General features: G+C 61.8%; 19 protein-coding genes. 17 read left to right on the forward strand and 2 right to left on the reverse strand.

What is annotated here, in order from left to right:
- The first annotated feature begins 103 nt into the window (after positions 1-103).
- From hrpA to cysB, 7 genes are all read left to right on the forward strand, one after another.
- Positions 104-4,042 carry an ATP-dependent RNA helicase HrpA gene (hrpA, locus tag ACFOZ5_RS19500; protein WP_379890539.1) on the forward strand — a complete coding sequence of 1,313 codons (3,939 nt, stop codon included), beginning with the start codon at positions 104-106 and terminating at the stop codon, positions 4,040-4,042.
- Between the two features lie 196 nt (positions 4,043-4,238).
- Positions 4,239-5,357, forward strand: a complete 1,119-nt coding sequence (locus tag ACFOZ5_RS19505) for a beta-ketoacyl-ACP synthase III (RefSeq protein ID WP_379890575.1) — start codon at positions 4,239-4,241, stop codon at positions 5,355-5,357.
- Between the two features lie 61 nt (positions 5,358-5,418).
- Positions 5,419-6,219, forward strand: coding sequence for an MlaA family lipoprotein (locus ACFOZ5_RS19510; RefSeq protein WP_379890541.1), 801 nt, complete (start codon positions 5,419-5,421; stop codon positions 6,217-6,219).
- 175 nt (positions 6,220-6,394) lie between these two features.
- The gene (locus ACFOZ5_RS19515; protein ID WP_379890543.1) at positions 6,395-8,179 is read left to right on the forward strand and encodes an ExeA family protein; all 1,785 of its coding nucleotides are present in this window, start codon (positions 6,395-6,397) and stop codon (positions 8,177-8,179) included.
- A 7-nt stretch (positions 8,180-8,186) separates the two neighbouring features.
- Positions 8,187-8,915, forward strand: coding sequence for a general secretion pathway protein GspB (locus tag ACFOZ5_RS19520; RefSeq protein WP_379890545.1), 729 nt, complete (start codon positions 8,187-8,189; stop codon positions 8,913-8,915).
- Positions 8,915-11,083 (forward strand): ATP-dependent DNA helicase DinG, encoded by a 2,169-nt coding sequence (dinG, locus tag ACFOZ5_RS19525; protein ID WP_379890547.1) that lies wholly within the window; start codon positions 8,915-8,917, stop codon positions 11,081-11,083. The genes ACFOZ5_RS19520 and dinG overlap by 1 nt, the downstream gene beginning before the upstream one ends.
- Before the next feature lie 214 nt (positions 11,084-11,297).
- Complete coding sequence (gene cysB, locus ACFOZ5_RS19530) at positions 11,298-12,275, forward strand: HTH-type transcriptional regulator CysB (protein ID WP_379890549.1); 978 nt, start codon at positions 11,298-11,300, stop codon at positions 12,273-12,275.
- Between the two features lie 32 nt (positions 12,276-12,307).
- On the opposite strand, the gene ACFOZ5_RS19535 is transcribed toward cysB, so the two are convergent.
- On the reverse strand, positions 12,308-13,057 hold the full coding sequence (locus tag ACFOZ5_RS19535) for a phosphoadenylyl-sulfate reductase (protein WP_379890577.1): 750 nt from the start codon (positions 13,055-13,057) through the stop codon (positions 12,308-12,310).
- A gap of 171 nt (positions 13,058-13,228) precedes the next feature.
- On the opposite strand from ACFOZ5_RS19535, the gene thrH reads away from it, so the two are divergent.
- The gene (thrH, locus tag ACFOZ5_RS19540; RefSeq protein WP_379890552.1) at positions 13,229-13,837 is read left to right on the forward strand and encodes a bifunctional phosphoserine phosphatase/homoserine phosphotransferase ThrH; all 609 of its coding nucleotides are present in this window, start codon (positions 13,229-13,231) and stop codon (positions 13,835-13,837) included.
- Between the two features lie 39 nt (positions 13,838-13,876).
- On the opposite strand, the gene ACFOZ5_RS19545 is transcribed toward thrH, so the two are convergent.
- The gene (locus ACFOZ5_RS19545) at positions 13,877-15,175 is read right to left on the reverse strand and encodes an anthranilate synthase component I family protein (RefSeq protein WP_379890554.1); all 1,299 of its coding nucleotides are present in this window, start codon (positions 15,173-15,175) and stop codon (positions 13,877-13,879) included.
- 127 nt (positions 15,176-15,302) lie between these two features.
- Here ACFOZ5_RS19545 and ACFOZ5_RS19550 point away from each other — a divergent pair, with 127 nt between their 5' ends.
- The 9 genes from ACFOZ5_RS19550 (at position 15,303) to aroC (ending at position 25,043) form a co-directional block, all read left to right on the forward strand.
- Positions 15,303-16,271 carry a DUF58 domain-containing protein gene (locus ACFOZ5_RS19550; protein ID WP_379890579.1) on the forward strand — a complete coding sequence of 323 codons (969 nt, stop codon included), beginning with the start codon at positions 15,303-15,305 and terminating at the stop codon, positions 16,269-16,271.
- Complete coding sequence (locus ACFOZ5_RS19555; protein ID WP_379890555.1) at positions 16,268-18,355, forward strand: transglutaminase family protein; 2,088 nt, start codon at positions 16,268-16,270, stop codon at positions 18,353-18,355. The genes ACFOZ5_RS19550 and ACFOZ5_RS19555 overlap by 4 nt, the downstream gene beginning before the upstream one ends.
- A 23-nt stretch (positions 18,356-18,378) precedes the next feature.
- A complete protein-coding gene (gene holB, locus ACFOZ5_RS19560; protein WP_379890581.1) occupies positions 18,379-19,374 on the forward strand; it encodes a DNA polymerase III subunit delta' in 996 nt (331 codons plus the stop codon).
- Positions 19,375-19,468: 94 nt separating this feature from the next.
- Entirely contained in the window at positions 19,469-19,819 is a 351-nt protein-coding gene (locus tag ACFOZ5_RS19565) for a PilZ domain-containing protein (RefSeq protein WP_189577885.1), read from the forward strand.
- Between the two features lie 53 nt (positions 19,820-19,872).
- Positions 19,873-20,787: an alpha/beta fold hydrolase gene (locus ACFOZ5_RS19570; protein ID WP_379890556.1), complete on the forward strand. Its 915-nt coding sequence runs from the start codon at positions 19,873-19,875 to the stop codon at positions 20,785-20,787.
- A gap of 41 nt (positions 20,788-20,828) precedes the next feature.
- Positions 20,829-21,740, forward strand: a complete 912-nt coding sequence (locus tag ACFOZ5_RS19575) for a DUF4892 domain-containing protein (RefSeq protein WP_379890558.1) — start codon at positions 20,829-20,831, stop codon at positions 21,738-21,740.
- A complete protein-coding gene (locus ACFOZ5_RS19580) occupies positions 21,733-22,905 on the forward strand; it encodes a patatin-like phospholipase family protein (protein ID WP_379890559.1) in 1,173 nt (390 codons plus the stop codon). The genes ACFOZ5_RS19575 and ACFOZ5_RS19580 overlap by 8 nt, the downstream gene beginning before the upstream one ends.
- Before the next feature lie 104 nt (positions 22,906-23,009).
- Positions 23,010-23,912, forward strand: coding sequence for a 50S ribosomal protein L3 N(5)-glutamine methyltransferase (gene prmB / locus ACFOZ5_RS19585; RefSeq protein ID WP_379890560.1), 903 nt, complete (start codon positions 23,010-23,012; stop codon positions 23,910-23,912).
- A 36-nt stretch (positions 23,913-23,948) separates the two neighbouring features.
- Entirely contained in the window at positions 23,949-25,043 is a 1,095-nt protein-coding gene (gene aroC, locus ACFOZ5_RS19590) for a chorismate synthase (RefSeq protein WP_379890561.1), read from the forward strand.
- The last annotated feature ends 2 nt before the right edge of the window (positions 25,044-25,045 follow it).

The raw sequence follows: 25,045 nt of genomic DNA on the forward strand, positions 1-25,045 counted from the left end.
GAAGCCCTGCCTCGGCAGGGCTTTTTTCGTTAACATCCCGCTTCCGCTACAATAGCGCCCGTCTCACACCAACCGAGCCATTCATTGACCAACCGGACCATTCATGAGCAAGACCCCGCCCGGCAACGACGCTTCCGACACCCGGACCCTGCTGGACACCGATCAGATCCGGAGCCAGCTTGGCGATTGCAACCAGCGGGAAACCGCCCGTATTCTCAAGCTGCTGGCCCGCACCCAGAACCGGCCCGGTGAGGCGGAGCTGCGCAAGCTGAACCGCTGGCTGGAGCAGGGGCTGGACAAGGCGGAGGCCCGCCGCAAGGCCCATCGCCCCGCCAGCTTCCCGGAAGGTCTGCCGGTATCCGACCGGGTGGAGGATATTACCCGCGCACTCGAGGAGCATCAGGTCATTATCGTGGCCGGGGAGACCGGCTCGGGCAAGACCACCCAGCTGCCCAAGATCTGCCTTAATGCCGGTCGAGGCACCCGTGGTGTGGTGGGGCATACGCAGCCCCGTCGCATTGCCGCCCGCACCGTGGCCGGTCGCATTGCCGAGGAACTGGGGCCGGAGCAGGGCCAACAGGTGGGCTATCAGGTGCGGTTCACGGATACCACCTCGGAGGCCACCCGCCTCAAGGTCATGACCGACGGCATTCTGCTGGCGGAAATCCAGCATGACCGCTTCCTGGACGCCTACGACACCATCATCATTGATGAGGCCCACGAGCGCAGCCTGAACATCGATTTCCTGCTGGGCTATCTGAAGCAGCTGTTGCCCAAGCGCCCTGACCTGAAGGTGATCATTACCTCGGCGACCATCGAGGTGGAGCGCTTCAGCGAGTATTTCAACAAGGCGCCGGTGATTGAGGTGTCCGGGCGCACCTACCCGGTAGAGGTTCGCTACCGTCCCCTGGCGGGCGACGCCGAGGAACGGGACCTGGGGTGGGGTGACGCCGTGGTCGCGGCGGTGGAGGAAATTGAGAGTCACGAGCGTTCTGAAAGCAAGCCACCGGGCGACATTCTTGTGTTCCTGCCCGGCGAGGGGGAAATACGCTCCCTCAGCAAGCAGCTGCGTCACGCCGACCTGCGCCACACCGAGGTGCTGCCGCTGTATTCAAGGCTTAGCAACAAGGAGCAGAACCGGGTTTTCCAGGCCCACCGGGGCCGGCGCATCGTGCTGGCCACCAATGTGGCGGAAACCTCGCTCACGGTGCCCGGTATCCGCTATGTGATCGACACCGGCGTCGCTCGTATCAGCCGCTATTCGGTACGCTCCAAGATCCAGCGACTGCCGGTGGAGGCCATCTCCCAGGCCAGTGCCAACCAGCGGGCGGGTCGTTGTGGCCGGGTGGCGCCGGGTATCTGCTTTCGTCTGTACGATGAACAGGATTTTGTCAGCCGGGACGAGTTCACCGATCCTGAAATCCTGCGCACCAACCTGGCGTCAGTCATCCTGCAGATGGTCACCCTCGGGCTGGGGGATATCCGCCAGTTTCCGTTCCTCGAACCACCGGACAACCGGCAGATCAACGATGGTTACAAGCTGCTGGAAGAGCTGGGCGCAGTCTCCGGCAAACGCAGGATCACCGGTCTGGGCCGGACCATGGCGAGGCTGCCCCTGGATCCACGGCTGGCACGTATGCTGGTGGCGGCCAGTGAGCTGGGCAGCCTCGCCGAGCTGCTGGTGGTTATTGCCGGCCTGACGGTGCAGGATCCGAGGGAGCGCCCCCAGGACAGGCAGCAGGCGGCGGATCAGGCTCACGCCCAGTGGACCGACAAGGAGTCCGACTTTGTCACCCTGCTGAATCTGTGGAATCACTTCGAGGAGCAGCGCCAGGAACTGTCCAACAATCAGCTCAGCCGTTACTGCAAGAAGCAGTTCCTTTCCTGGATGCGCATGCGGGAGTGGCGCGATATCCATCGCCAGCTGACCCTGCTGTGCCGGGAGCAGAAGTTCACCCTAAATCGTAACGCCGCCAGTTACGAAGCCGTTCACCAGGCCATCCTCTCGGGCCTGCTGGGGCAGGTGGCCACAAAGCTGGAGAAGAAGGAGTATCTGGCCACCCGCAATCGCAAGGTGTTCATCTTCCCGGGGTCGAAGGTGGCCAAATCGTCGCCCAAATGGATCATGGCGGCGGAAATCGTGGAAACCAGCCGGGTGTTTGCCCGTATGGTGGCGAAGATCGAGCCGGAGTGGGTGGAGCCCCTGGCGGAACATGTGGTCAAGCGCCACTACTCCGAGCCCCACTGGGAACAGAAGCGCGCCCAGGTCATGGCGTTTGAGCGGGTCAGCCTGTATGGCCTGGATGTGGTCAGCCAGCGCCGCGTGCCCTACGCCAAGATCGACCCGGTGGAATCCCGTCAGCTCTTTATCCGCCGGGCCCTGGTGGAAGGGGACTTTCGCACAAAGGCGCCGTTCATTGCCCGTAACCGGGAGCTGCTGGACACCGTCGAGAACCTGGAAAACAAGACCCGCCGACGTGACCTGCTGGTGGATGACGAGCAACTGGTGGCCTTCTATGACCAGCGCCTGCCGGCGGATATTGTCAGTGGCCGACATTTCGAGAGCTGGTGGAAGTCGCTGTCGGCGGAAGATCTCAAGGCCATGGAGCTGACGGAGAAAGACATTCTCCAGCGGGACCTGGACTACAACGAACTGGAGCAGTACCCGGACGAGCTGGAATGGGAGGGTGCGAAATACCCCCTGAGCTACCAGTTTGAGCCCACCGGCGATGACGATGGGGTGACCATCCAGGTACCGCTGATGGCCCTCAAACAACTGCCTGGCCACCGGCTGGAATGGCTGGTGCCCGGGCTGGTGCGGGAAAAATGCATCGCCCTGGTCAAGGGGCTGCCCAAATCGGTGCGGCGTAACTTCGTGCCGGTGCCGGATTTTGTGGATGCGGCCCTGGAGAACATGACCCCATCCAACGAACCACTCACCGACGTGCTGGCCCACCAGCTCCGTCGCATGACCGGAGTGCGCATTGCTCCGGAAGACTGGCCTCGTGACGGTCTGCCCAGGCACCTGCGGATGAACCTCAAGGTATTGGGTGAGGGCGGTAAGGTGATGGCCCAGGGCCGTGACCCGGACGAATTGCAGAAGAAACTGGAAAAGCAGGCGGAGCAGGCCCTCAGCCAGATCGACGAGGAAGAGGGCAAGGCACCAGCCCGCCAGGGCACTGACTGGCAGTTCGGTTCCCTTTCTCCGTCGGTGCATACCGATAGGGGCGGCATGCAGGTGACCGTGTACCCGGCACTGGAGGATCTCGGTGATCAGGTCCGGGAGACCCGCTTCCTGGATCCGCTGACGGCGGCGAATGCCCATCGCCGGGCTGTGGCCCGGCTGATTCTCAACCGGCTTGGCAACACCCTTGAAAGAATCGACGGCCGGCTTCGCCATTTCCGCGATTCCGCGCTGATGTTTGCTCCGGTGGGGCAGACGCGGGTGTTATTGGACGATTTCCTGCTGGCCGGTGCAGCGAACCACTTCCTGGGAGGGCCGGACCAGCCGTCCACAGATCTGCCGCGCAGCGCTGCCGAACTTGATCGTGTGTACGATGCCGGCCGGGGGGATTTCCTGCCGGCACTGGAGGAGGCCGACCAGCAACTCTACCAGTTGATGCAGGGCTACCACCGCGTCATGAAACAGCTCAAGGGCAAGATCAGCCTTGCCGTGGCCAATAGCATGGCCGACCTGAAGTTCCAGATGGAGCAGCTGGTCTATCCCGGGTTCCTGATCGCCACACCACCCCAATGGCTGGCCTGTTTTCCCCGCTATTTCGAAGCTGCGGACATCCGTCTGGACAAGATGCCCCGTGAAATGGGCCGGGAGCGGGAGTTCCTCCACACCATTGAGCCGCTGTGGAACCGCTACCAGCAAAAGGCTGAACAGCATCGGCGCCAGGGCGTCCTGGATCCCGAGCTCGGCCTCTACCGGTGGATGCTCGAGGAATACCGGGTGTCCTTCTTTGCCCAGCAGCTCGGCACGGCCATGCCGGTGTCGGTCAAACGCCTCGACCGGCAGTGGTCGCAGGTGCATTGACGGGCCGGGGCTGGTATCAGGTCGCCGCCACATGGACCCGGTGTGAAATCATGGACATTCGGTCTCCCGGGCGGGCACTGGACTATCTTTGTGATATTATTCACAGTCAGTAATGATGCGTTTCGCCAACACGCATCGGGCACATCCGGATAGAAGTCCACAATAATTTCCAGAAAAGTCGGGGTCATTTGTGAGCATTACCGCCATTATCACCGGTACCGGGCTTTATACGCCGCCCGCCTCCATCACCAATGAAGAGCTGGTTGCTTCGTTCAACCAATACGTTGAGCTGTTCAACGAGCGCCATGCGGCGGAAATCGCCAACGGCGAGGTTGACGCCCTGCAGCCATCGTCTGTGGAGTTCATCGAGAAAGCGTCGGGCATCAAGAGCCGCCATGTCATGGACAAGGATGGCATCCTCGATCCCGAGCGCATGTGTCCGAGTTTGCCGGATCGCAGTAATGACGAGTGGTCCATCCAGTGTGACATGTCGGTGGTAGCCGCCCGGGAGGCCCTCAAGCAGGCTGGCCGTACCACTGATGATGTGGACGCTGTGATCGTGGCCTGTTCCAACCTGCAGCGGGCGTATCCTGCCGTTGCCATCGAGGTGCAGGAAGCGCTGGGGATCGACGGTTTTGCCTACGACATGAATGTGGCCTGCAGCTCCGCCACCTTCGGCATACAGGCTGCGGCCAATGCGGTGGAGAATGGCACGGCGAATGCCGTGCTGGTGGTCAGTCCGGAAATCTGTTCAGGCCACCTGAACTTCCGCGACCGGGACAGTCATTTTATCTTTGGCGATGCCTGCACTGCGGTGCTGGTGGAACGTGATGATCAGGTTGGTGCCGGACAGGGTTTCGAAATCCTGGGCACCCGTCTGAAGACGAAATTCTCCAACAACATCCGTAATAATTTCGGTTTCCTGAACCGGGGTGATGAGGCCGGCGTTGGTAAACCGGACAAGCTGTTTGTTCAGCAGGGGCGCAAGGTCTTCAAGGAAGTCTCCCCGATGGTGGCGGAGCTGATCGTGGCTCACTTGGAGAGTCTGTCACTGGGCTCGGACGATCTGCGCCGCATGTGGCTGCACCAGGCCAACCTGAACATGAATCAGCTGATCTCGAAGCGGGTACTGGGGCGGGAGGCAACCATCGATGAAGCCCCCGTGATTCTGGATGAGTACGCCAACACCAGTTCCGCCGGGTCAATAATTGCCTATCACCTGAACAAGGATGATTTTGGCGCTGGAGACCTGGGCGTGATCTGCTCCTTTGGTGCCGGCTACTCCATTGGCAGCGTGGTCGTACGTAAGCGTTGAGCGGAATGCCAGAACTCAATCGGTCCTGTAACCCGACGAAGACAGCTAACCAGGAATAACCATGCTTCGTGACATTTCCCGAGCGCTGACAATGCTGACGTTCGGTGCGCTGGCCCTTGTCGGTTGCGCTACCTCACCCGATGACCGCAATACGGAAACCGCCTCCGCCGGGCAACCCCCGGAGGTGACCTCCGATGCTGGCCCGCAACAGGTTGACCCCTGGGAACCCTGGAATCGCGAGGTCTATGCTTTTAACCAGACCGTCGACGACTGGGTTCTCCGCCCTGTTGCGGAGGGGTATCAGTGGGTGATGCCCGATATGGCGGACCGGGCGGTCACCAATTTTTTCAGTAACCTCGGGGAAGTACCCAACTTCATCAACAGTGTGCTTCAGCTGAAGGGTGAGCACGCAGTGGTTGCGGCTGGCCGGTTTACCTACAACACGGTTTTCGGCCTTGGCGGTCTGTTCGATGTGGCGACGGCCTTCGACTTGCCGGAGCGTCCGGAAGACTTTGGCCAGACCCTGGGTTACTGGGGCGTAGGTTCCGGTCCCTACCTGGTACTGCCGCTCATGGGGCCGTCGAGTCCCCGTGATTTCACGGGTACGTTGACCGACAGCGTGATTTTCCCAACGGCCCGGGACTACATGGAGAGTCCGGAGAAGTGGTACCTGCTGGGCCTGTTCATCGTGGACACCCGGGCAGACCTGCTGGCGGCGGAAGGCTTCATGTCTGGTGACAGCTATACCTTTGTCCGCAATGCCTACCTGCAACGGCGCGAATACCTGATCAGGGACGGTAAAACCGGCTCGGATCCCTTCACCCAGAGTGAGGACGAAGATCTGATGCTGGATGACTTCTGAGCACCGGTTGGCGTTCATCCTGCACTTACCGGATACAGGTCCCATCCACGGGAAGCCGTTGACAGGCGGTGGTGACAGGTATCCGCCGCGGGCGGTATCATGGCCGGCACTATAACGCGGGCCTTCAACTGAAAGGGACAGGCCCGGAAACCGGCCGCCAGCTGACTGGAATACCATGTACTACGATTTTTTCGGGTTTCGGGAGCCGCCGTTCTCCATAGCGCCGGACCCCCGATATCTGTATCTCAGTGAACGCCACAAAGAAGCACTGGCCCATCTGATGTATGGTGTCCAGGGGCAGGGCGGTTTCATTGTGATTACCGGCGAGGTGGGCACCGGTAAGACCACGATCAGTCGGTGTTTTATCGAGAACGTGCCGGAGCATGTGGATATTGCGCTGATTCTCAACCCGCGCTTGTCTGCCCGCGAACTACTGGCGTCCGTCTGCGATGAACTGGGTATTGCCTATTCGGACGATGCCACCATCAAGCATCTGATCGACCGCATTAACCGGCATCTTCTGGATGCCCACGCCCGAGGCCGCCATCAAGTCCTGATTATCGACGAGGCCCAGAACCTGTCCGCGGAAGTCCTGGAACAGCTGCGGCTGCTCACCAATCTGGAAACCGCGGAAAAGAAGCTGCTACAGATTGTGCTGCTGGGCCAGCCGGAGCTGAAGGATATCCTTGACCGGCCGGAACTGCGCCAGCTCAACCAGAGGGTCACCGCCCGTTATCATCTCGATGCTCTGGAAAAGGACGAACTTCCCGCTTATATCCATTACCGGCTTGGGGTAGCCGGGGTAAAGGTCGAGCTGTTTACCCAGTCTGCTGTTCGCATGCTATACCGGAAAAGCAAAGGGGTCCCGCGGCTGATCAACCTGATCAGTGACCGGGCCTTGCTCGGTGCCTATAGCGAGAGTGTCCAGCAGATCGAGCCCCATCACATCAAGGCAGCGTCGAAGGAAGTGGGTGGCCTGCCCCGGAGTCAGGGCGCTCATGGTGCCTCGCCTGTATTGCGCCTGGCCACGGCTGCTGCGGTGCTGGTGGCGATAACGGTGGTCGGCTGGGCCTATGTGGACAGCCGCCACCAGGCTCGGTTGGCCGAGGTGCCTGAAGAACAGGTCTCGGCGGATGAACCGACAAACGACGACAATACCCTTACTGAGCCAGCTACCGCTGTCGATGAGGTGGCTGGTGAGAACAGCGAAAAAGCACTTGCCGGTACCATTGAACGATCGGACGGGACGGAGCCAGGCGTTGCTGACAGCCAGGCGTTGGAGCCTTTTGACATAGAGTCCCATGGGCTGACCACGGCGCAGGCCTACAATGGCCTGTTTCACCTCTGGGGCTATGAGTGGGACCGGTCAGAGTATCCGTTTGCCTGTGATTACGCTGAAGCCGCAGGCCTTCGCTGCCTGCACCGCCAGGGCAGCCGCCGCAGCATGGAAGACATCAACCGCCCGGCGGTGCTCACCCTGAAAGGCCCGGGGGGCGAACAGTCCCAGGTCACCCTGGCGCGGCTGGAAGGCGATGTAGCCACCCTGAGAACGACAGAGGGCACTCTGGACGTGTCCTTCAGTGACCTGGAGGACTACTGGTACGGTGATTTCTCGGTGCTCTGGCAGGTGCCACCCTACATGGCCTGGAACGGCGATCCTTCGGAGTTGCCGCGGCAGAACCGGGAAGGCGTATGGCTCAGCGCCCGGATGATGCAGCTGGTGGGTTTGCATGCGGATAACAGTGATGAAATCGAACGGGTCAGCCGCCTGATCCGGGAGGAACAGATACGCTGGTATCAGAAAGTGAAGGGGCTGGAACAGGACGGTGTGGTTGGCGCCATGACCCTGATCCAGATGAGTAACGACCTTGATGCCGGCGTCCCCCGTCTGGTGCCTGGAGGGAACACCTTCATAGCGCCCGTCGGACCGGGACAGCCTGCCCAGCCAAGGTCGGGGTAATATCGTCATGTCGTACATCCTGGAAGCACTGAAGAAATCGGAGTCCGAGCGGAACCAGGGACGGGTGCCCCATCTTGGCCAGCAGATGCGCATGGTCCACCGCAAACGTAAACGGGGCATTCCCGCCGCCGTCTGGGTCGCCATTGCTTTGGCCCTGAATGCAGCGATACTGGCGGCACTGTTCTGGCCGGGCGTGGGGCTGTGGTGGGATCATCGTACGGCATCAACGACTGGCCAGGACCAGGGCGCGGAAACCTCACCGGTGCCTGATCCGAACGTCAGCGAACCGGCTGCCACCAGTGGTGAAATCGTGCGTGCCGAGGAGCCGATACCGGAGTCCGAGGAGATTACTGCCGCGACAGGCGAGTTGGAAAGCCAGGGGGCAGTGATACTGGACACCATGGATGAAGCGCCCACCGTCATTGTGCCCACCATCCGTCAGCCCTCCGCCGATGGGCCCGGTTATACACCAGAGCCCTGGGAGGGGCGTGTGCCCCACCTGGTGGAATTGCCCATGTCCTTCCAGCGCCAGGTCCCGGATCTGGTCTTCAACAGTCATGTCTATTCCTCACAACCGGGAGCCCGCAGCGTCATGATCAACAGCCGTCACCTGCGTGTGGGGGATTCCTTTGGCCCCCTGCGGGTAGAGCGCATCACCGAAGAGGGTGTGGAGCTGAGCATGGACGGCCAGCGATTCCGTGTCGGTGTCGTCCGTGACTGGAGCAGTCCGCGCTAATGCCACTGAGCGATACCGTCAAGGCCGAGATCCAGCAAGCTTATCGTGATGTACTCGCCGGCAAGGGCATCCGGGCCCGTTACGGCCAGCGGCTGATGATCGCCGAAATTGCCCGTTATATGGGCGATATCACCGAGAATGACGGCCAGCGAACCTCGCCACCGGCAGCCTGTGTGGTCGAGGCAGGCACCGGCACCGGCAAGACCCTGGGTTACCTGATTTCCGCCATTCCGGTGGCCCGGGCCCTGGGCAAGACCCTGGTGATTTCCACCGCCACCGTGGCGCTGCAGGACCAGATTATCTCCAAGGATCTGCCGGACCTGAAAAAGCATACCAGCCTGTCGTTCGACTGGACCCTGGCCAAGGGCCGTGGGCGTTACCTGTGCATGTCCCGCCTGGAGACCCGGCTGCAGGACGAGGGCCACGGTGACAGCAACACCATGCCCCTGTTCCTGCTGGATGAGGGGCGGGACCAGGAGCCCGGTACCCGCGAGTTCTTCGAGGACATGCTCGGCCAGTATGCGGCCAGAAAGTGGGATGGTGACCGGGACCACTGGCCCACCACCATTCCCGATGATGTCTGGCGGCAGGTCACTACCGATCATCGCCAGTGTACCAACCGGCACTGCGCCTACTTCGACAACTGCGCCTTCTTTGACGCCCGCAAGGGGCTGGAAACCGCCGATGTGGTGGTCGCCAACCACGACCTGGTACTGGCGGACCTGGCCCTGGGCGGTGGCGCCATCCTGCCCGAGCCCGAGAACGCGCTGTACGTTTTCGACGAGGCCCATCATCTGCCGGGAAAGGCACTGAACCACTTTGCCGCCTCGGTGCCGCTGAACAGTACCCGCCAGTGGCTGAAACAGCTTTCCCAGGCCCTGGCCAAGATCCAGGCCTGGCTGCCGCCGTCGACCGTGGCTGGCCGCACCGTGGAAAAGATATCCGGCGCCTCAAGGGTGCTGGATGACTGCCTGACACGGGTACACGACCATGTCATCGACAGCATCCAGTGGGAGTTCTCGGAGGAGCGCCGGTCTGCCCAGTGGCGCTACCCGGAGGGCACCCTGCCGCAGGACATGCTGGCCCTGGCCACGGAAACCCGGGCGGCCACGGCCTCGCTGGTGCGACATCTGGGCACCGTTGCCGATGAGCTGCAGAAGGGATTCGACGAGCGCAAGGACCACGAGCTCGACCGTGACACCGCCGAAGCCTGGTACCCGGTCATTGGCAGCTTCCACGCCAGGGCCGAAGATCAGTCCCGGTTGTGGGCAGCCTGGTGTGAGACGCAGGCAGTACCAGACAGTGAAGAGGAAGCGAAGCCTGCGGCCCGGACACCACCCCCGGCCCGGTGGGCCGTGCGCCAGCGTTGGGATCACGCGGAGGAAGTCACGCTCTTCAGCAGCCCGGTGCTGGCGGATAACCTGCTGTTTTCCAGGCTCTGGGCCCGTGCCCATGGCTCAGTGCTGACCAGTGCCACGCTGACGGCACTGGGGCGTTTTGACAGGCTCCGCACCCGCGCGGGCCTGCCTGCAGACAGCCGCTACCTGGTAGTGCCCAGCTCCTTCCGCTATGCCGACATGGCGACGGTGGAGGTGCCGCCCATGGAGGCCTTGCCCACCGATGCCGAGGGCTTTACCAACGCCCTGGTGCGGTGCCTGCCGGAGCGCTGGGCCACCGAGAAGGCGACCCTGGTGCTGTTTACCTCCCGCCGGCAGATGAATGCGGTTCGCGACCGGCTGGCGCCAGACTATCCGGGCCTGATCACCACCCAGGACGACATGGCGAAAGGGGAAGTGCTGCGCCACCATTGCGAGCGGGTGGATGCCGGCAAGCCCTCGGTGCTGTTTGGTGTCGCCAGTTTCGCCGAGGGCATTGACCTGCCGGGGCAATACCTGGATCACGTGGTGATCACCCGGCTGCCCTTCTCGGTGCCGGATGACCCCATTGAGGCCAGCCTGGCGGAGTGGGTGACCAGTCGTGGAGGCAATCCGTTCATGGAAATCACCGTGCCGGATGCCTCCATCAAGCTGGTGCAGGCGGTAGGCCGCCTGTTGCGCACGGAATCTGATACCGGGCGTGTCTCCATCCTGGACCGCCGCATTGTCAGCCGGCGGTACGGGCAGCTGCTGCTGGACGCGTTGCCCCCCTTCAGGCGGATCATCCAGTAAGTCCCCTGTTCACACCATGCCGTTTTTATACCGATGTCTAGCGGAAGAACACTTGTATATCGCCGTTTTGAACTACACTGACTAACGAATACTCTCTATTCGATAAAAGAATGAAAATAACCATCTTTATGCGTATTCTGGTAACGGCTCAGGCAAGACCTTACCAGGGGCAGGGTGCAATATCCTGTGTCCGCTTTGGGGAGAGAAAGGATCAATGAAATTACAACAACTGCGCTATATCTGGGAAGTTGCCCACCACGACCTGAATGTTTCCGCCACGGCCCAGAGTCTGTTTACCTCACAGCCCGGTATATCCAAACAGATCCGCCTGCTGGAGGACGAGCTGGGTATTGAGGTGTTTGCCCGCAGCGGCAAGCACCTGACTCGCATCACGCCGGGTGGAGAAACCATTATCCGGGAAGCGGGTGAGATCCTGCGACGAGTGGAAGGCATCAAGAAGATTGCGCAGGAATTCAGCAACCAGCGCAAGGGCGACCTTAGCATCGCCACCACCCATACCCAGGCACGTTACGCGTTACCGCCGGTGATCCAGGGGTTCATCGAGTCCTACCCGGAGGTGTCCCTGCACATGCACCAGGGTACGCCCATGCAGATCTCGGAAATGGCCGCCAACGGCGCCGTGGACTTCGCCATTGCCACTGAGGCCATGGAGCTGTTCAATGACCTGATCATGATGCCGTGCTATCGGTGGAACCGCTGCGTCATCGTCCCCCGCGACCATCCCCTGGCACAGCTGTCGGAGCTGACGCTGCCGGAACTGGCCAAGCATCCGCTGGTGACCTATGTGTTCGGCTTCACCGGCCGTTCCAAGCTGGATGAGGCTTTCCAGGCGGAAGGGCTGGAACCCAAGGTGGTCTTCACCGCCGCCGATGCCGATGTCATCAAGACCTACGTCAGGCTGGGATTAGGGGTGGGCATCATCGCCTCCATGGCCTTTGATCCGGAGGCGGACCCCGATCTGGTGGCCCTTGACGCCAGCAAACTGTTCCGGCCAAGCGTTACCCGCCTCGGTTTCCGCAAGGGGACTTTCCTGAGGGGATACATGTACGACTTTATGGAAAGGTTTGCGCCGCACCTGACCCGGGATACCGTCAATCAGGTGGTGGCCCATCAGGGCAGTCGGCATGATATCGAGGAGTTGTTCCGGAATGTAGAGCTGCCTCTGTACTGAGGCAGCTCCCAGGTTAGGGGAAGGTGGCCTGATCAGGCATCGCTGGCAATCAGGTTGCCGGCGTGCAGGCCACACTCCTTCTGGGTGGCTTCCTCCCACCACCAGCGCCCTTCGCGCTCGTGCTGGCCGGGCAGTACCGGTCGGGTGCAGGGCTCGCAGCCGATGCTCACAAAGCCCCGTTCATGCAGCTTGTTGTAGGGTGCCTCGGAGATACGGATATAGTCCCACACTTCCTTTGAGGTCCAGTTGGCCAGCGGGTTGAACTTCACCAGTTCACCCTTGCGTCCCTCGAAGGCGTCGTCCAGTTGCACCACGGGTACCTCGTTGCGAGTGCCGGGGCTCTGGTCCTTGCGCTGGCCGGTAACCCAGGCATCGAGAGTGTTCAGTTTGCGGCGCAACGGCTCCACCTTGCGGATGCCGCAGCACTCACCGTGACCATCTTCATAGAAACTGAACATGCCTTTTTCGGTGACCAGGGCCTGCACGGCCTGCGCATCGGGGAACTGGAATTCGATGTCGATGCCGTAATGCTTGCGTACCCGCTCGAAGAACTCATAGGTCTCCGGGTGCAGGCGCCCGGTATCAAGGGAAAACACCCGTAGCCGGTCGGTGAGCTTGTGAGCCATTTCAATCAGGGCCACATCTTCCGCACCACTGAAGGAAATCGCGATCTCGTCGTAATGGGCCAGGGCCGCCTTGAGGATGGCCCGCGGGCTCTGGCCATCCAACTCTCTCTGAAGCTGCTCAATGTCGGTCATTGGATTATCGTTATCCCGTGAAATGGTCGCGTCAATTTATCACCAGAACGAAGGTTCATGAAGTAATCTGCAATCATAAGGTTATAGCAGGGGACGGACTTTACCGCTGACCAGCCACCTTTGACGGTGCAATTGCAGGCGGATTTTTCTATCATGGCGAGCCGAATGCCTATCAACGTGTAACAGGAGATGACTGTGGAGCTTGCGTGCCTTGACCTTGAGGGCGTCCTCATTCCGGAAATCTGGATCGCATTTGCGGAAAAAACCGGTATTGAAGAGCTCAAGGCCACCACCCGGGATATTCCCGATTACGACGTACTGATGAAGCAGCGCCTCCGTTTGCTGGACGAGCATGGCTATGGCCTTCCCGCCATCCAGGAAGTGATTGGCGAGCTGGACCCGCTGCCCGGTGCCGCGGAGTTTCTGGACTGGTTGCGTGAGCGCTTCCAGGTGGTAATCCTTTCTGACACCTTCTACGAATTCGCCATGCCACTGATGAAAAAGCTGGGTTATCCCACGCTGCTGTGTCACAAGCTTGAGGTTAACGACGAGGGCCGCATTACCGATTACCTGCTTCGTCAGCGTGACCCCAAACGGCAGTCCGTTCGGGCATTCCAGCTGCTGAATTACCGGGTGATAGCGGCTGGCGATTCCTACAATGACACCACCATGCTGACCCAGGCGGAAGGTGGCATCCTGTTCCATGCACCGCAGAACGTCATCGACGAGTTCCAGCAGTTCCCGGCGGTGCATGACTTCGACGCCCTGAAGAAGACCTTCCTGGAACTCAGCAACCGCTTCTGAGTTCTTGTCGTGCCCGGTGGCTTCGCCCCGGGCACGTTGCTACTGCAGCGTTTCCAACGTCGTCAGCAGTCGCTGGATCTTGGTCAGTGACTCCTGATATTCCTCTTCCGGATCCGAGTCCGCCACGATACCGCAGCCTGCCCAGGCACGGATCCGGCCGTCATCACGGGTCTGCAGGCTGCGGATCGCTATGTTGCTCTGCAGGCGGTTGTCCGCCCCCCACCAGAACAGGCTGCCGCAGTAGGGTTCGCGGGTATGGGTCTCCAACTCGTCTATAATTTCCATGGCCCGGCGTTTCGGGGCGCCGGTAATGGAGCCGCCGGGAAAGGCACTGAGCAGGGCTTCAAAGGGCGTTGTGTTCGCTTTCAGTGTACCGGTAACCGTGCTCACCAGCTGATGCACGTTGCGGAAACTCTCAACCTCGAACAGTTGTGGCACCCGCACAGAAAACGGTTCGCAGAAATGGGAGAGGTCATTGCGGATCAGGTCCACAATCATCAGGTTTTCGGCGCGGTCCTTGGGATTGCTGGCAAGCTCACCGGCGAGTTCCCGGTCCCTGGCAGGTTCATGATGGCGGGGCCGTGTGCCCTTGATGGGCTTGCTGGTCACCCGGTTATCCGTGATCTCCAGGAACAGCTCAGGGGAAACGCTCAGTAACTGCCACCGGCCGGTATCCAGATACCCACCGTGGGGGACGGGGATGACCTCGGTGAGGGTCCGCCAGGCCCGCCAGGGTGAGCCCTCGAAGCGCCCCTCGAAGGCCTGGGACAGGTTGGCCTGGTAGCAGTCCCCGGCCTCAATATACGCCAGTATGCGGGCAACACCGGCGTGATAGTTCATCGCCGGGTCCAGGGCCTGGAAGCGCTCCGTGATGCGGAAGGCGGTGGTGGCCGCCGGCGGGCCTGGCTGTTCGGAGCAGGCCAGTATACGGGCCTTCAGTTCAGGTGGGCAGCGGTCGTGGAACGCCAGCCAGGCGTCGCCTTCCGTGGGAATCGTGAAGTCCCACAGGTACAGCCCTGCCCAGCCAAGATCGGCCATTGCGGGGTGCCGGCTGCGGAAACCGGGAACCGTCTGCCGCCCGGCATCGTAAAACAGACAGCCGGCGACGGCAGCGCCACCTGCCGGGGTGGTGATGCGGTGGTGCTCTTGCCGTATCTCCTGGATGGTTCCGGCAAACCCTTCCGGGTTGTCGGGAAACAGCCAGTGTCGCACGGGCAGGGCGCTGACCCGCTGATGCCTGCCCCGTTCCGTATCCAGGCAGATGAAACCATCCAGCCCGGAAAGGGCCTCGAGCATGGCGTCAATGCGGGATCGGGACACTGTGTAGCGAGTCGACATCCGGAAACCTGATCTGGTCGTGGCGGGAAAACAGGCTGCACATGATACCCTATAATCAGGGCCTTCTTCAGAGGTACCTGAATTCATCCGGTCACGGCCCTGGAGTAAGGAAGTACCGTTGCCAAGTATCAGAAACACGGTCAAACGGCGGTGGCGAGCGTGGATCAACCGCCGCATACCTCGGGATGACCGGCGTCACCTGGATCGCCGGTCGATCTTCATATTGCCTACCCCGGCCGGGGGCGTGTTCGGCATCCTTCTGGTGGTTATGCTGCTGACCGGCATCAATTACCAGAACAGCCTGATCTATCTGCTGACCTTTTTGCTGGGCGCGCTGTTCGTGGCCGCCATGCATCAGACCCACAATAACCTGAGCGGCGTTGACGTCACCCTGCTGAAACCCGGAGAGGGTTTCGCTGGTGACAGCATTGTGTTCCGCGTTCGTCTGCAGGCCAGCCATGACGCCCCTGCCATCGACCTCAGCAGTGACACCATGGCCGGGCCCAGCCTCTCCGTTCCTGGCAATGAGCTGGTGGATGGTTCCCTTGAGATTCCCAGCCGTGAACGGGGCTACCTGCTGCCTGACCGGATCCGCGTCGAAACCCGTTTTCCGTTTGGTCTGTTGGTGGCATGGTCATGGCTGCGCCCGGCAACAGCGGCCATTGTCTTCCCGAGGCCTATCAGTCCGACCCAGGCACCGGAAGGTGCCGTGGAGGGTGAGAGCATTGAGGCGGACCAGCGCAGCCAGGGGCAGGACCAGGTGGAGCTTCGCCCATGGCGTGAAGGAGATCTCAGCGCCCGGGTCGACTGGAAGCGGTTCTCCCGCAATGGTGACATGGTGGTGGCGGACTGGCAGGGCGAGCAGGGTAGCCCCCAGTGGCTGGATTTCGAGAGCTTTCCGGGCGCCGATCACGAGCTGCGGTTAAGCTACCTGACCGCCCTGGTGCTGGAACGGTACGATGCTGGTGAGCCTTGGGGGCTGAGGTTGCCGGGGCTGACCATCGACCCGGACCAGGGGGACCAGCACCGCCGAATCTGCCTCAGGGCGCTGGCCACCTGGCAGCGTACGCCGCCGGACTCGGGGGCGACGGTATGAGTGTCAGGGCGCCAATGCTACCCAGCGGTGCCTTGCTGTGGCTGCTGTCCGGTTTTGTGGTGCTGCTGCTTCCGCAGTGGGACCGGCTGCCACCCTGGCTGATCATGGCCTGCCTGCTGCTGGCCGGGTGGCGGTGGCTGGTGCAGCAAGGCAGGGTCCGCCTGCCAGGTCGCTGGTTGCGACTCCTGGTCATGGGTGCCTTGATCGCCGCCTATGTTGCGACTGTCAGCGGCCATTTCAGCGTCGACACGGCGGCCTCCTTCTTCGTTCTGGCGGTTGGGCTGAAGTGGCTGGAAACCCGCGACAGCCGGGATTTCTTTGTGCTGTTCTTCATTCTGATCTATCTGGCTGCGGTCAACTTTCTGTTCAAGCAGGGTATTGGCTGGACGCTGGTGACCCTGGCTGGCGTCTTCATCCTGCTGGTGGCCCTGAATATGCTGCATACGCCGGGGGCGACCCGCAGTCCGGTGACCGGGCTGTGGCGCCTTGGTGGCATGATGCTGAAGACGTTACCGGTGGTGCTGGCCCTGTTTATCTTCTTCCCCCGCATGGCACCCTTATGGAGCGTACCCCTGGTCTCGGGTGAGGCCCGCAGCGGGCTGTCTGACAGTATGACCCCCGGTGATATCTCCAGCCTGGCGCAAAGCAGCGAGCGGGTGTTCCGGGTCACTTTCGGCAGCGATATGCCGGCTCACCGTGACAGGTATTGGCGGGGCCTGATCCTGGACCGGTTCGACGGTCACACCTGGAGCCAGTGGCAGGAAGCACCACGGACAAGGCTGGGGCGGGTCGATCTGGACGCGGGCATCGGTAACCTGGCAGCCAACCAGTATGACGTGCTGATGGAGGCTTCGGGGCAGCGTTGGGTGTATGCCCTCGACCATTCCCGGGCGGTATCCGGCAATATCACCGAAGTTCCGGGCGAGCTGTTCCGGCTGGCGCGACCGGCGGATACCTCCATACGCTACCGTATGGCCCAGGAGCCAGCCACCGATGATTCCCGTGCGCTGTCACTTTCCGAGCGTCGACGCTACCTGCAGCTGCCGGAGCAGGGTAATGAGCGCAGTCGCCAGCTGGCTCGCGAACTGGCCGAATCGGCAGACTCGGACCTGGCGTTTGCCAATTCGATACTGAGCCGTTTCCGGGAGCAGCCGTACTTCTACACACTGCGTCCGCCGACCATGCCGGACGATCCGGTGGATACATTGCTGTTCGATGCCAAACGGGGGTTCTGTGCGCACTACGCCAGTGCCACCACCTTCCTGCTGCGCACTGCCGGCGTACCCGCCCGCGTGGTTGCCGGGTATCAGGGGGGCTCGGCAGGAGCCGGCGACGCCTACCTGATTGTGCGGCAGTATGATGCCCACGCCTGGGTGGAAGCCTGGATCGAAGGTCGGGGCTGGGTGAGGCTGGATCCGACCGCGGCCATCTCGCCGGACCGCATTGAATCCGGCCTGCGGGACGCCATGGCGGAAGAAGGCTCGTTCCTGGAGGACGACTGGGCCTCGCCGCAGCGCTATGGCGATATCGCTGCGGTGCAGTGGTTGAGTCTTCAGATGGACCGGGTCAATTACAACTGGCAACGGTGGGTGGTCGGTTACCAGGGCCAGTCACAGCTGGATCTGATGAGCCGGCTGCCGGGCAATATCGGGCTCAAGGAACTGGGCTACATCACCGCCGTGCTGGTGGGCCTGGCACTGCTGGTAGCGGGTGTGGTTGCCGCCCTGCGCCATGGCGGCGGGCGTGAGGCCGATCCAGTGGCGGTGCTGGTGGGGCGTTGGGTAAGGTCCCTTAAGCAGCAGGGCGTTCCGGTGCCACCGGGGTCGACACCTGCCCAGCTCGCCAGCCTCACAGCCCATCAGGCGCCCGGGGCAGGGCGGCTGGCCCGCGCCTTTGCCCGCGACCTGAACAACCATTACTATGGCGCAGATTCCCGGCGAGACCGATCCGGAGCGCGAAAGACCCTGATAGCTTATCGGGTCATGCGGCGCCGGCTATCGGCCATTCGTCGTGAGATCCGTCGATCAACCCGAAACAGGCACGCCGGGCGACCCTCACCGTCGTCTCCGCAGCGCCTGTCCTGACTCAGGAAATGCCCGTGAACGACATGCCCTGGCTGACGCCGGTAATGGAACGCTTCGCACAGGCCCTCGATCAGGGCCGGCTGCCCCATGCCACCCTGGTGCACGGTGAGCGGGGTGTGGGCAAACGACGGCTGGCGGAAAGCATTGCGGCGCTGCTGGTCTGTGAGCACCGTACAGCAGGGGGTACTGAGGCCTGCGGCCAGTGTCGACAGTGCCAGCTGGTGGCTGGTGAGTCCCATCCGGATATCCGGGTGTATCAGCCGGAAAAGTCACGCATGGTCCGCATTGACCAGGTCCGGGCCCTGTCACAGTTTGCGGTGGCCTCGCCCCAGGTGGCGGGCTTCAAGGTGGCCATCGTTAATCGGGCAGATCAGCTCAATATCAATGCCGCCAACGCCCTGCTCAAGACGCTGGAAGAGCCGGCAGCGGATGTCGTGCTGTTACTGCTTCAGGAAACCGGCCGCCCGGTGTTGCCCACCATTCGGTCCCGTTGTCGTATCATGCCGCTGGCGACGCCGTCCGCTGGCGAGGCCGCCAGTTGGCTGTCACGGCAGCTGGCCGGTCGCGATGAGGCGCCCGGCACCGACGCTCAGGCGTTGGCTCTGCACCTGGCCGGTGGAGCGCCGAGACTGGCCCTGGAACTGCTGGACAGCGGCTTCCTGCAGCAGCGGGAAGCAGCACTGGAGGCGTTCCGGCAGTTCATGAAAGGCGGGACGACGGTGGCCGTTGCCGCCAGGGCGTTCCGGGATCTGGGGCATGAAGCCACCCTGAACCTGATGGAAGGCTGGGCCAATGACCTGGCCCGGGCGATGGCTGGTGGCGATGCCCGCGACCCGGGCATCAGCGAGGTGGTACGATATCTGGCAGCGGGTAATCCACCGTGGCGGGCACAGCAACTTGTGGACGCCATCCGCGACTCCCGGCGTGCTTTGGTGAATAATGTCAGCCCTGAACTGGAGACGGATCGTCTACTGATCCAGTGGCAAGGCCTGATGCCCCGTCGCAGGCGGGCCGTGTAAAGCGACCTGACGAATCGGTCTGCTAGAATGAATCCAAATCCGGCCTCACTCACATCGGGCGAGGGCCGGGAACGACAATTGCTGGAGGACAACCATGGGGCCTGGTTTTGGCGCGCGTAGTGGTATTCTGACCCTGACCATCAAGGACAAGGCAGTCTTGTATGCGGCCTATATGCCCTACATCCGCCAGGGCGGGCTGTTCATTCCCACCCAGAAGCAGTACCAGCTCGGAGATGAGGTATTTCTGTTACTGAATCTGATGGACGAGCCGGAAAAAATCCCTGTTGCGGGCAAGGTGGTGTGGATCACCCCCCGGGGTGCCCAGGGTAACCGGGCCGCAGGCATCGGCGTGCAGTTCAATGGCGAGGATGAAACCGCCCGCACCAAGATCGAGTCCTATCTGGCCGGCTCGTTGAGTTCGGATCGCCCCACCCATACCATGTAATACTGGCGCGCAGCAGGCGCCCGCTGTTTCCTTTGGAGGAAAGTCCGCTACCCATGAACCCGTCCCCGTCCACGGATCTTAACTGCGACCTCGAGGCGGACTTCCGGGAAGTCCGCTGGCCCCTGAAACAGCTTACACTGGCTGGTTTGCACTGGTCGGCCAAGGAGCCGGCACTGAAATCAACGCCGGTGTTGATGCTCCACGGCTGGCTGGACAACAGCCTGACTTTTTACCGTCTGGCACCGGGTTTGCGGTCAATCGCCGATATCTGGGCCCTGGACCATGCCGGACACGGCCATTCCGGCCATCGCCCGGCCGGCCAGAGCTACCTGCTGGCAGACTATGTTGCCGACCTGGCAGAGCTGATCGAAACCCACTTCGCCGACCATGAAAAGGTGGATCTGGTCGGCCATTCACTGGGTGGCATCGTGTCGCTGCTCTATGCGGCGGCGTTCCCTGAAAAAGTCCGCAAACTGGTCATGATCGACAGTCTGGGACCACTCTCCAAAGCACCGGAAGAGGCGGTCGGCCAGCTCCGCCGGGGTATTCGCAAGCGACTCACCGGTTCCGGCGCCAGTGCGGTCTATCCTGCTCTGGAAACAGCGGCCAAACTTCGTACCGGGGGGCGCAACCCCCTGACTGCCGAGGTCGCACGGGTGTTGCTGTCGCGCAACATGGAACAGGGTGCCGACGGTTGGCATTGGCGTACGGATTCCCGTCTGCGCCACCCTTCCACCATGATGTTTACCGAAGAGCAGGTGATGGCTTTTGTTCGTTCGGTGACTGCGCCGACCCTGCTGGTGCGGGCGGAGCATGGACTGCTGGCGTCCTTCGACCGCTGGCAGAAACGCTTTGACGCCCTGGAGAATGTTCGTTGTCTGGATATTGACGGCGGGCACCACTGCCATCTGGAAGGGGATATCGCACCGGTGGAAGAGGGGATTCGTTGTTTCCTGAAAGAGGATTGATCAAGGTGTTAACGACAGTATCCGGCCTGCTCCGGAAGATCATGGCTCTGGTACCTGGCGTCGCGGCGTTGCCCTTGGTCCTGCTGATGGCGCCGGCCACAGGCCATGGCAGCCAGTTACTGGCGTTTCCCCAGGCTACGCTGGAAGAAGAGCGCGCGATCGAGTCAGCGAGTCATCGGGTCATGCTCAGTGCCATACGTGAAGTCGGCAATGAAGTACGTGCTGAACAGTCGGTTCGGTTGGCGGTGAGGGGCAGTGGCCGCCTTTACCTGCTGGAGCCCGGCGCCAGTCGTGACAGTGCAAGACGCTGGTATCTGGAACAGCTGCAGGCACGTAATGCCAGCATCCTGTTCCACTGTGAGGGGCGTGAGTGCGGTCGCAGCAACGTCTGGGCAAACCAGGTTTTTGATCAGGCCACCCTGTATGGGCGGGACGCTGACCAGGACTACCTGGTGGCGGGTTTCGAGGATGATGACGGGCAGCGCTGGCTAACGGTGATTTACACCATCACCCGGGGCAATCAGCGGGAATACCTGTGGCTGGAGCAGCTTGAGCTGTCCGACGGCGCGTTGGTGCCGGGGCTGAACGGCGCCGGTGGCAGGGTCACCGGGCCGTTGATTGTTCCCTGGCAGGGGGATATCAGCGTTCGCCTGGACTGGAGTGTGGAAATCCGTCGCCAGATCAAGGACAAGGCACAGGACCCGGACAGCCGCATCGTGATTGCAGGTTTTTCGGCCCTGGGGCCGGATGACACCATCGAGCAGGCTCTCGAGCGGTCACAAAAAGCAGCGGAGACCATGTCTGACCTGCTCGACCGGTCCGGGGTTTCTCGCTCCCGTCATATGATTCGCAACATCGGGCCGCTGGTCAGGATCGAATCACCAGGGCGGCCCCCGAACCGGATCGAAATACTGATCGTTGCGCCACCAGAAGGGGGGCGGAGCGATGAATAATGACGACAAGCCAACACCGGAGAAGGCGCCAGCGGTTCAGTCCGGGAAACCGGAGCCAGTGGTTACGCCGGACAGTCAGAAGCAGCCTGTGCCTGCAGATACCGGCGCAGCCGGCAAACCACGTAAACGTGTGGCGTTGGCCCTGGGGTCCGGCGGTGCCCGTGGTTATGTCCATATCGGCGCCATCGAGGTGCTGGAGGAGCGTGGCTACGAGATTGTGGCCATCTCTGGCTGTTCCATGGGGGCGCTCATTGGCGGCATGTATGCCGCCGGCAAGATGCAGGACTATAAGGACTGGGTTACCGGCCTGGGCCAGTTTGACGTACTCAAGCTACTGGACGTGACCCTGAACTCGGTGGGCGCCATTCGCGGTGAGAAAGTATTTTCCGTGGTGCGTGAGATGCTGGGGGATATCCGCATTGAAACACTTCCCCTGGCTTATACGGCGGTTGCCACGGACCTGCTGGGCCATCGGGAGATCTGGTTCCAGGAGGGGCCACTGGACCAGGCCATCCGGGCATCCATTGCCATTCCCGGACTGGTAACGCCGGTGGTGCTCAACGGGCGGGTGCTGGTGGACGGTGCGTTACTGAATCCGTTGCCGATCATGCCAACCATCTCCGCCCACGCCGATCTGGTGTTTGCCGTCAACCTCAGCGGCGAGGACGATACCGCCCAGCGCATTCCCGACGCCGCCTTCCGCCCGCAGGAAGAGGATACTGAGCTTGACGAGTGGGTCGGCAAGATCCGCGACAAGGCCTCACGCTGGCTGGACTGGGATGCCTTGAGGTCTTTCGGGGGAAAGCCTTCAAAAGGGGACTCCCCGGAAAAGAAACTCGAGGATGAAGTCAGGGACCAGGTCCAGGAGAAACCGTCGACCCATCGCGACCCCTGGCGGGAAACTGGTACTATCAACTGGGAGAAGCTCGGCATTGGCAAGTTCGATATCATGAACCTGACCATCGAGACCATGCAGAGCGCGCTGGTACAGTACAAGCTGGCCGGCTACCCGCCGGACCTGCTGGTCAACGTGCCCAAGAACTCCTGCCGCACCTACGATTATCACAAGGCGCCGGAAATGATCCAGATCGGCCGTGAGCGGATGCATGCGGCGCTGGACCGTTTCGAAAAGAACCGCAGCAGCTCCGGCCCGCTGGCGCTCTGACACCCGCGCGACGGCAGGGCTGCCTGGCGCCTTAAATCCGCGTATAATCTGCCGATCACATTCATTGCCTGCCAATAAGGCGGGGTAACCAGAAGGAACCGGCAGTGACCCGTCCCATCGACGACCTGATTACCGTGCGTGATTACCTGCGTTACGCCGCGTCCCGCTTCAGTGAGGCGGGCCTCTATTTTGGTCACGGTACGGATAACGTGTGGGATGAGGCGGTACTGCTGGTGATGCGCAGTGTGAACCTGCCGCTGGAGAACAACACGCTCTTCCTGGACGCCCGCCTGATTCGTGATGAACGCCAGCTGATCCTGGAGCGTATTGACCGACGGGTACACGAGCGCCGGCCGGTGGCCTACCTGATTGGCGAAGCCTGGTTCATGGGCATGCCATTCCATGTCGACGAGCGGGTACTGGTGCCGCGCTCGCCCATGGCCGAGTTACTGGAAGCCGGCCTGCAGCCCTGGCTGGCTGATCACCCGGCCGAGCGCGTGCTTGATTTGTGCACTGGCAGCGGTTGTATCGGCATTGCGGCCGCAACGGTCTTTCCGGAAGCCGTGGTGGATCTGTCAGACGTCTCCGATGATGCACTGGCGGTGGCGCAGACCAACATTGAGCTTCACGACCTGTCCGGTCGGGTGAGGGCGGTACGATCCGATGTATTTGACCAGATTGCCGGGACTTATGACGTCATCCTCAGTAATCCTCCGTATGTGGATGCAGAGGACATCGCCGACATGCCTGACGAATACCAGCATGAACCCAGGCTGGGCTTGGAAGCCGGGGACGACGGTCTGGCCATCGCTCACCGCATACTGGAGCGGGCCGCACAACACCTGAGCCCCGGTGGGCTGCTGATCGTGGAGGTGGGCAATAGTTGGCATGCCCTCGACGAGGCCTATCCGCAACTGCCCTTTACCTGGCTTGAATTCGAGAACGGCGGCGACGGCGTGTTCCTGCTGACCCGTGAAGCCCTGGTGGCTGGCCTTGGCGCGTCCTGAGACGAGTTTTAACTTTCAACGACAAGATATTGAATTATGTCCGGAAACACCTTTGGAAAACTGTTCACCGTAACCTCGTTTGGTGAAAGCCATGGTCTGGCGCTGGGCTGCATCATCGATGGTTGCCCTCCCGGTCTGGAGCTGAGTGAGGCCGACCTGCAGGAAGACCTGGACCGTCGCAAGCCGGGGACGTCCCGCCACACCACCCAGCGCCGTGAGGCGGACGAGGTCAGGATCCTGTCCGGGGTGTTCGAAGGCAAGACCACCGGTACACCGATCGGCCTGGTGATCGAAAACACCGACCAGCGATCAAAAGACTACTCCAAGATCGCCACCCAGTTCCGACCGGCCCACGCCGACTACACCTACATGCACAAGTACGGTGTGCGGGATTACCGTGGTGGTGGCCGCTCCTCGGCCCGGGAAACCGCCATGCGGGTTGCCGCTGGCGCGGTGGCCCGCAAGTATCTGGAAAAGCGTCTGGGTATCCGTGTTCGCGGCTACCTGTCCCAGCTCGGCCCCATCAAGGCGGAGAAGTTCGATTGGGACCAGGTCCACCAGAACCCGTTTTTCTGTCCGGATGCCGACAAGGTGCCGGAAATGGAAGCCTACATGGATGCCCTGCGCAAGGAGGGCAACTCCATTGGTGCCCGTATCAATGTGGTGGCCGACGGCGTACCACCCGGGCTCGGTGAACCCATCTTCGACCGGCTGGACGCCGACCTGGCCCACGCCCTGATGAGTATCAACGCCGTCAAGGGCGTCGAGATCGGCGCCGGATTCGAGTCTGTCATCCAGAAGGGCACCGAGCACCGTGACGAGCTGACGCCGGAAGGTTTCCTGTCCAACAACGCCGGTGGCGTACTTGGTGGCATCTCCTCCGGCCAGCCCATTGTCGCCAGCATCGCCCTCAAGCCCACCTCCAGCCTGCGGCTGCCGGGGCGGAGCATCGACGTGGACGGCAACCCGGTTGAAGTCATTACCACCGGGCGCCATGACCCCTGCGTTGGCATCCGCGCCACGCCCATTGCCGAGGCGATGATGGCCATCGTACTGCTGGACCACTACCTCAGGCACCGGGGCCAGAACGGGGATGTTGAGGTCACCACCCCGAATATCGGACAGCGTTGACA

This window comes from Marinobacter lacisalsi, assembly GCF_042651045.1.
Taxonomy (GTDB): Bacteria; Pseudomonadota; Gammaproteobacteria; order Pseudomonadales; family Oleiphilaceae; genus Marinobacter; species Marinobacter lacisalsi.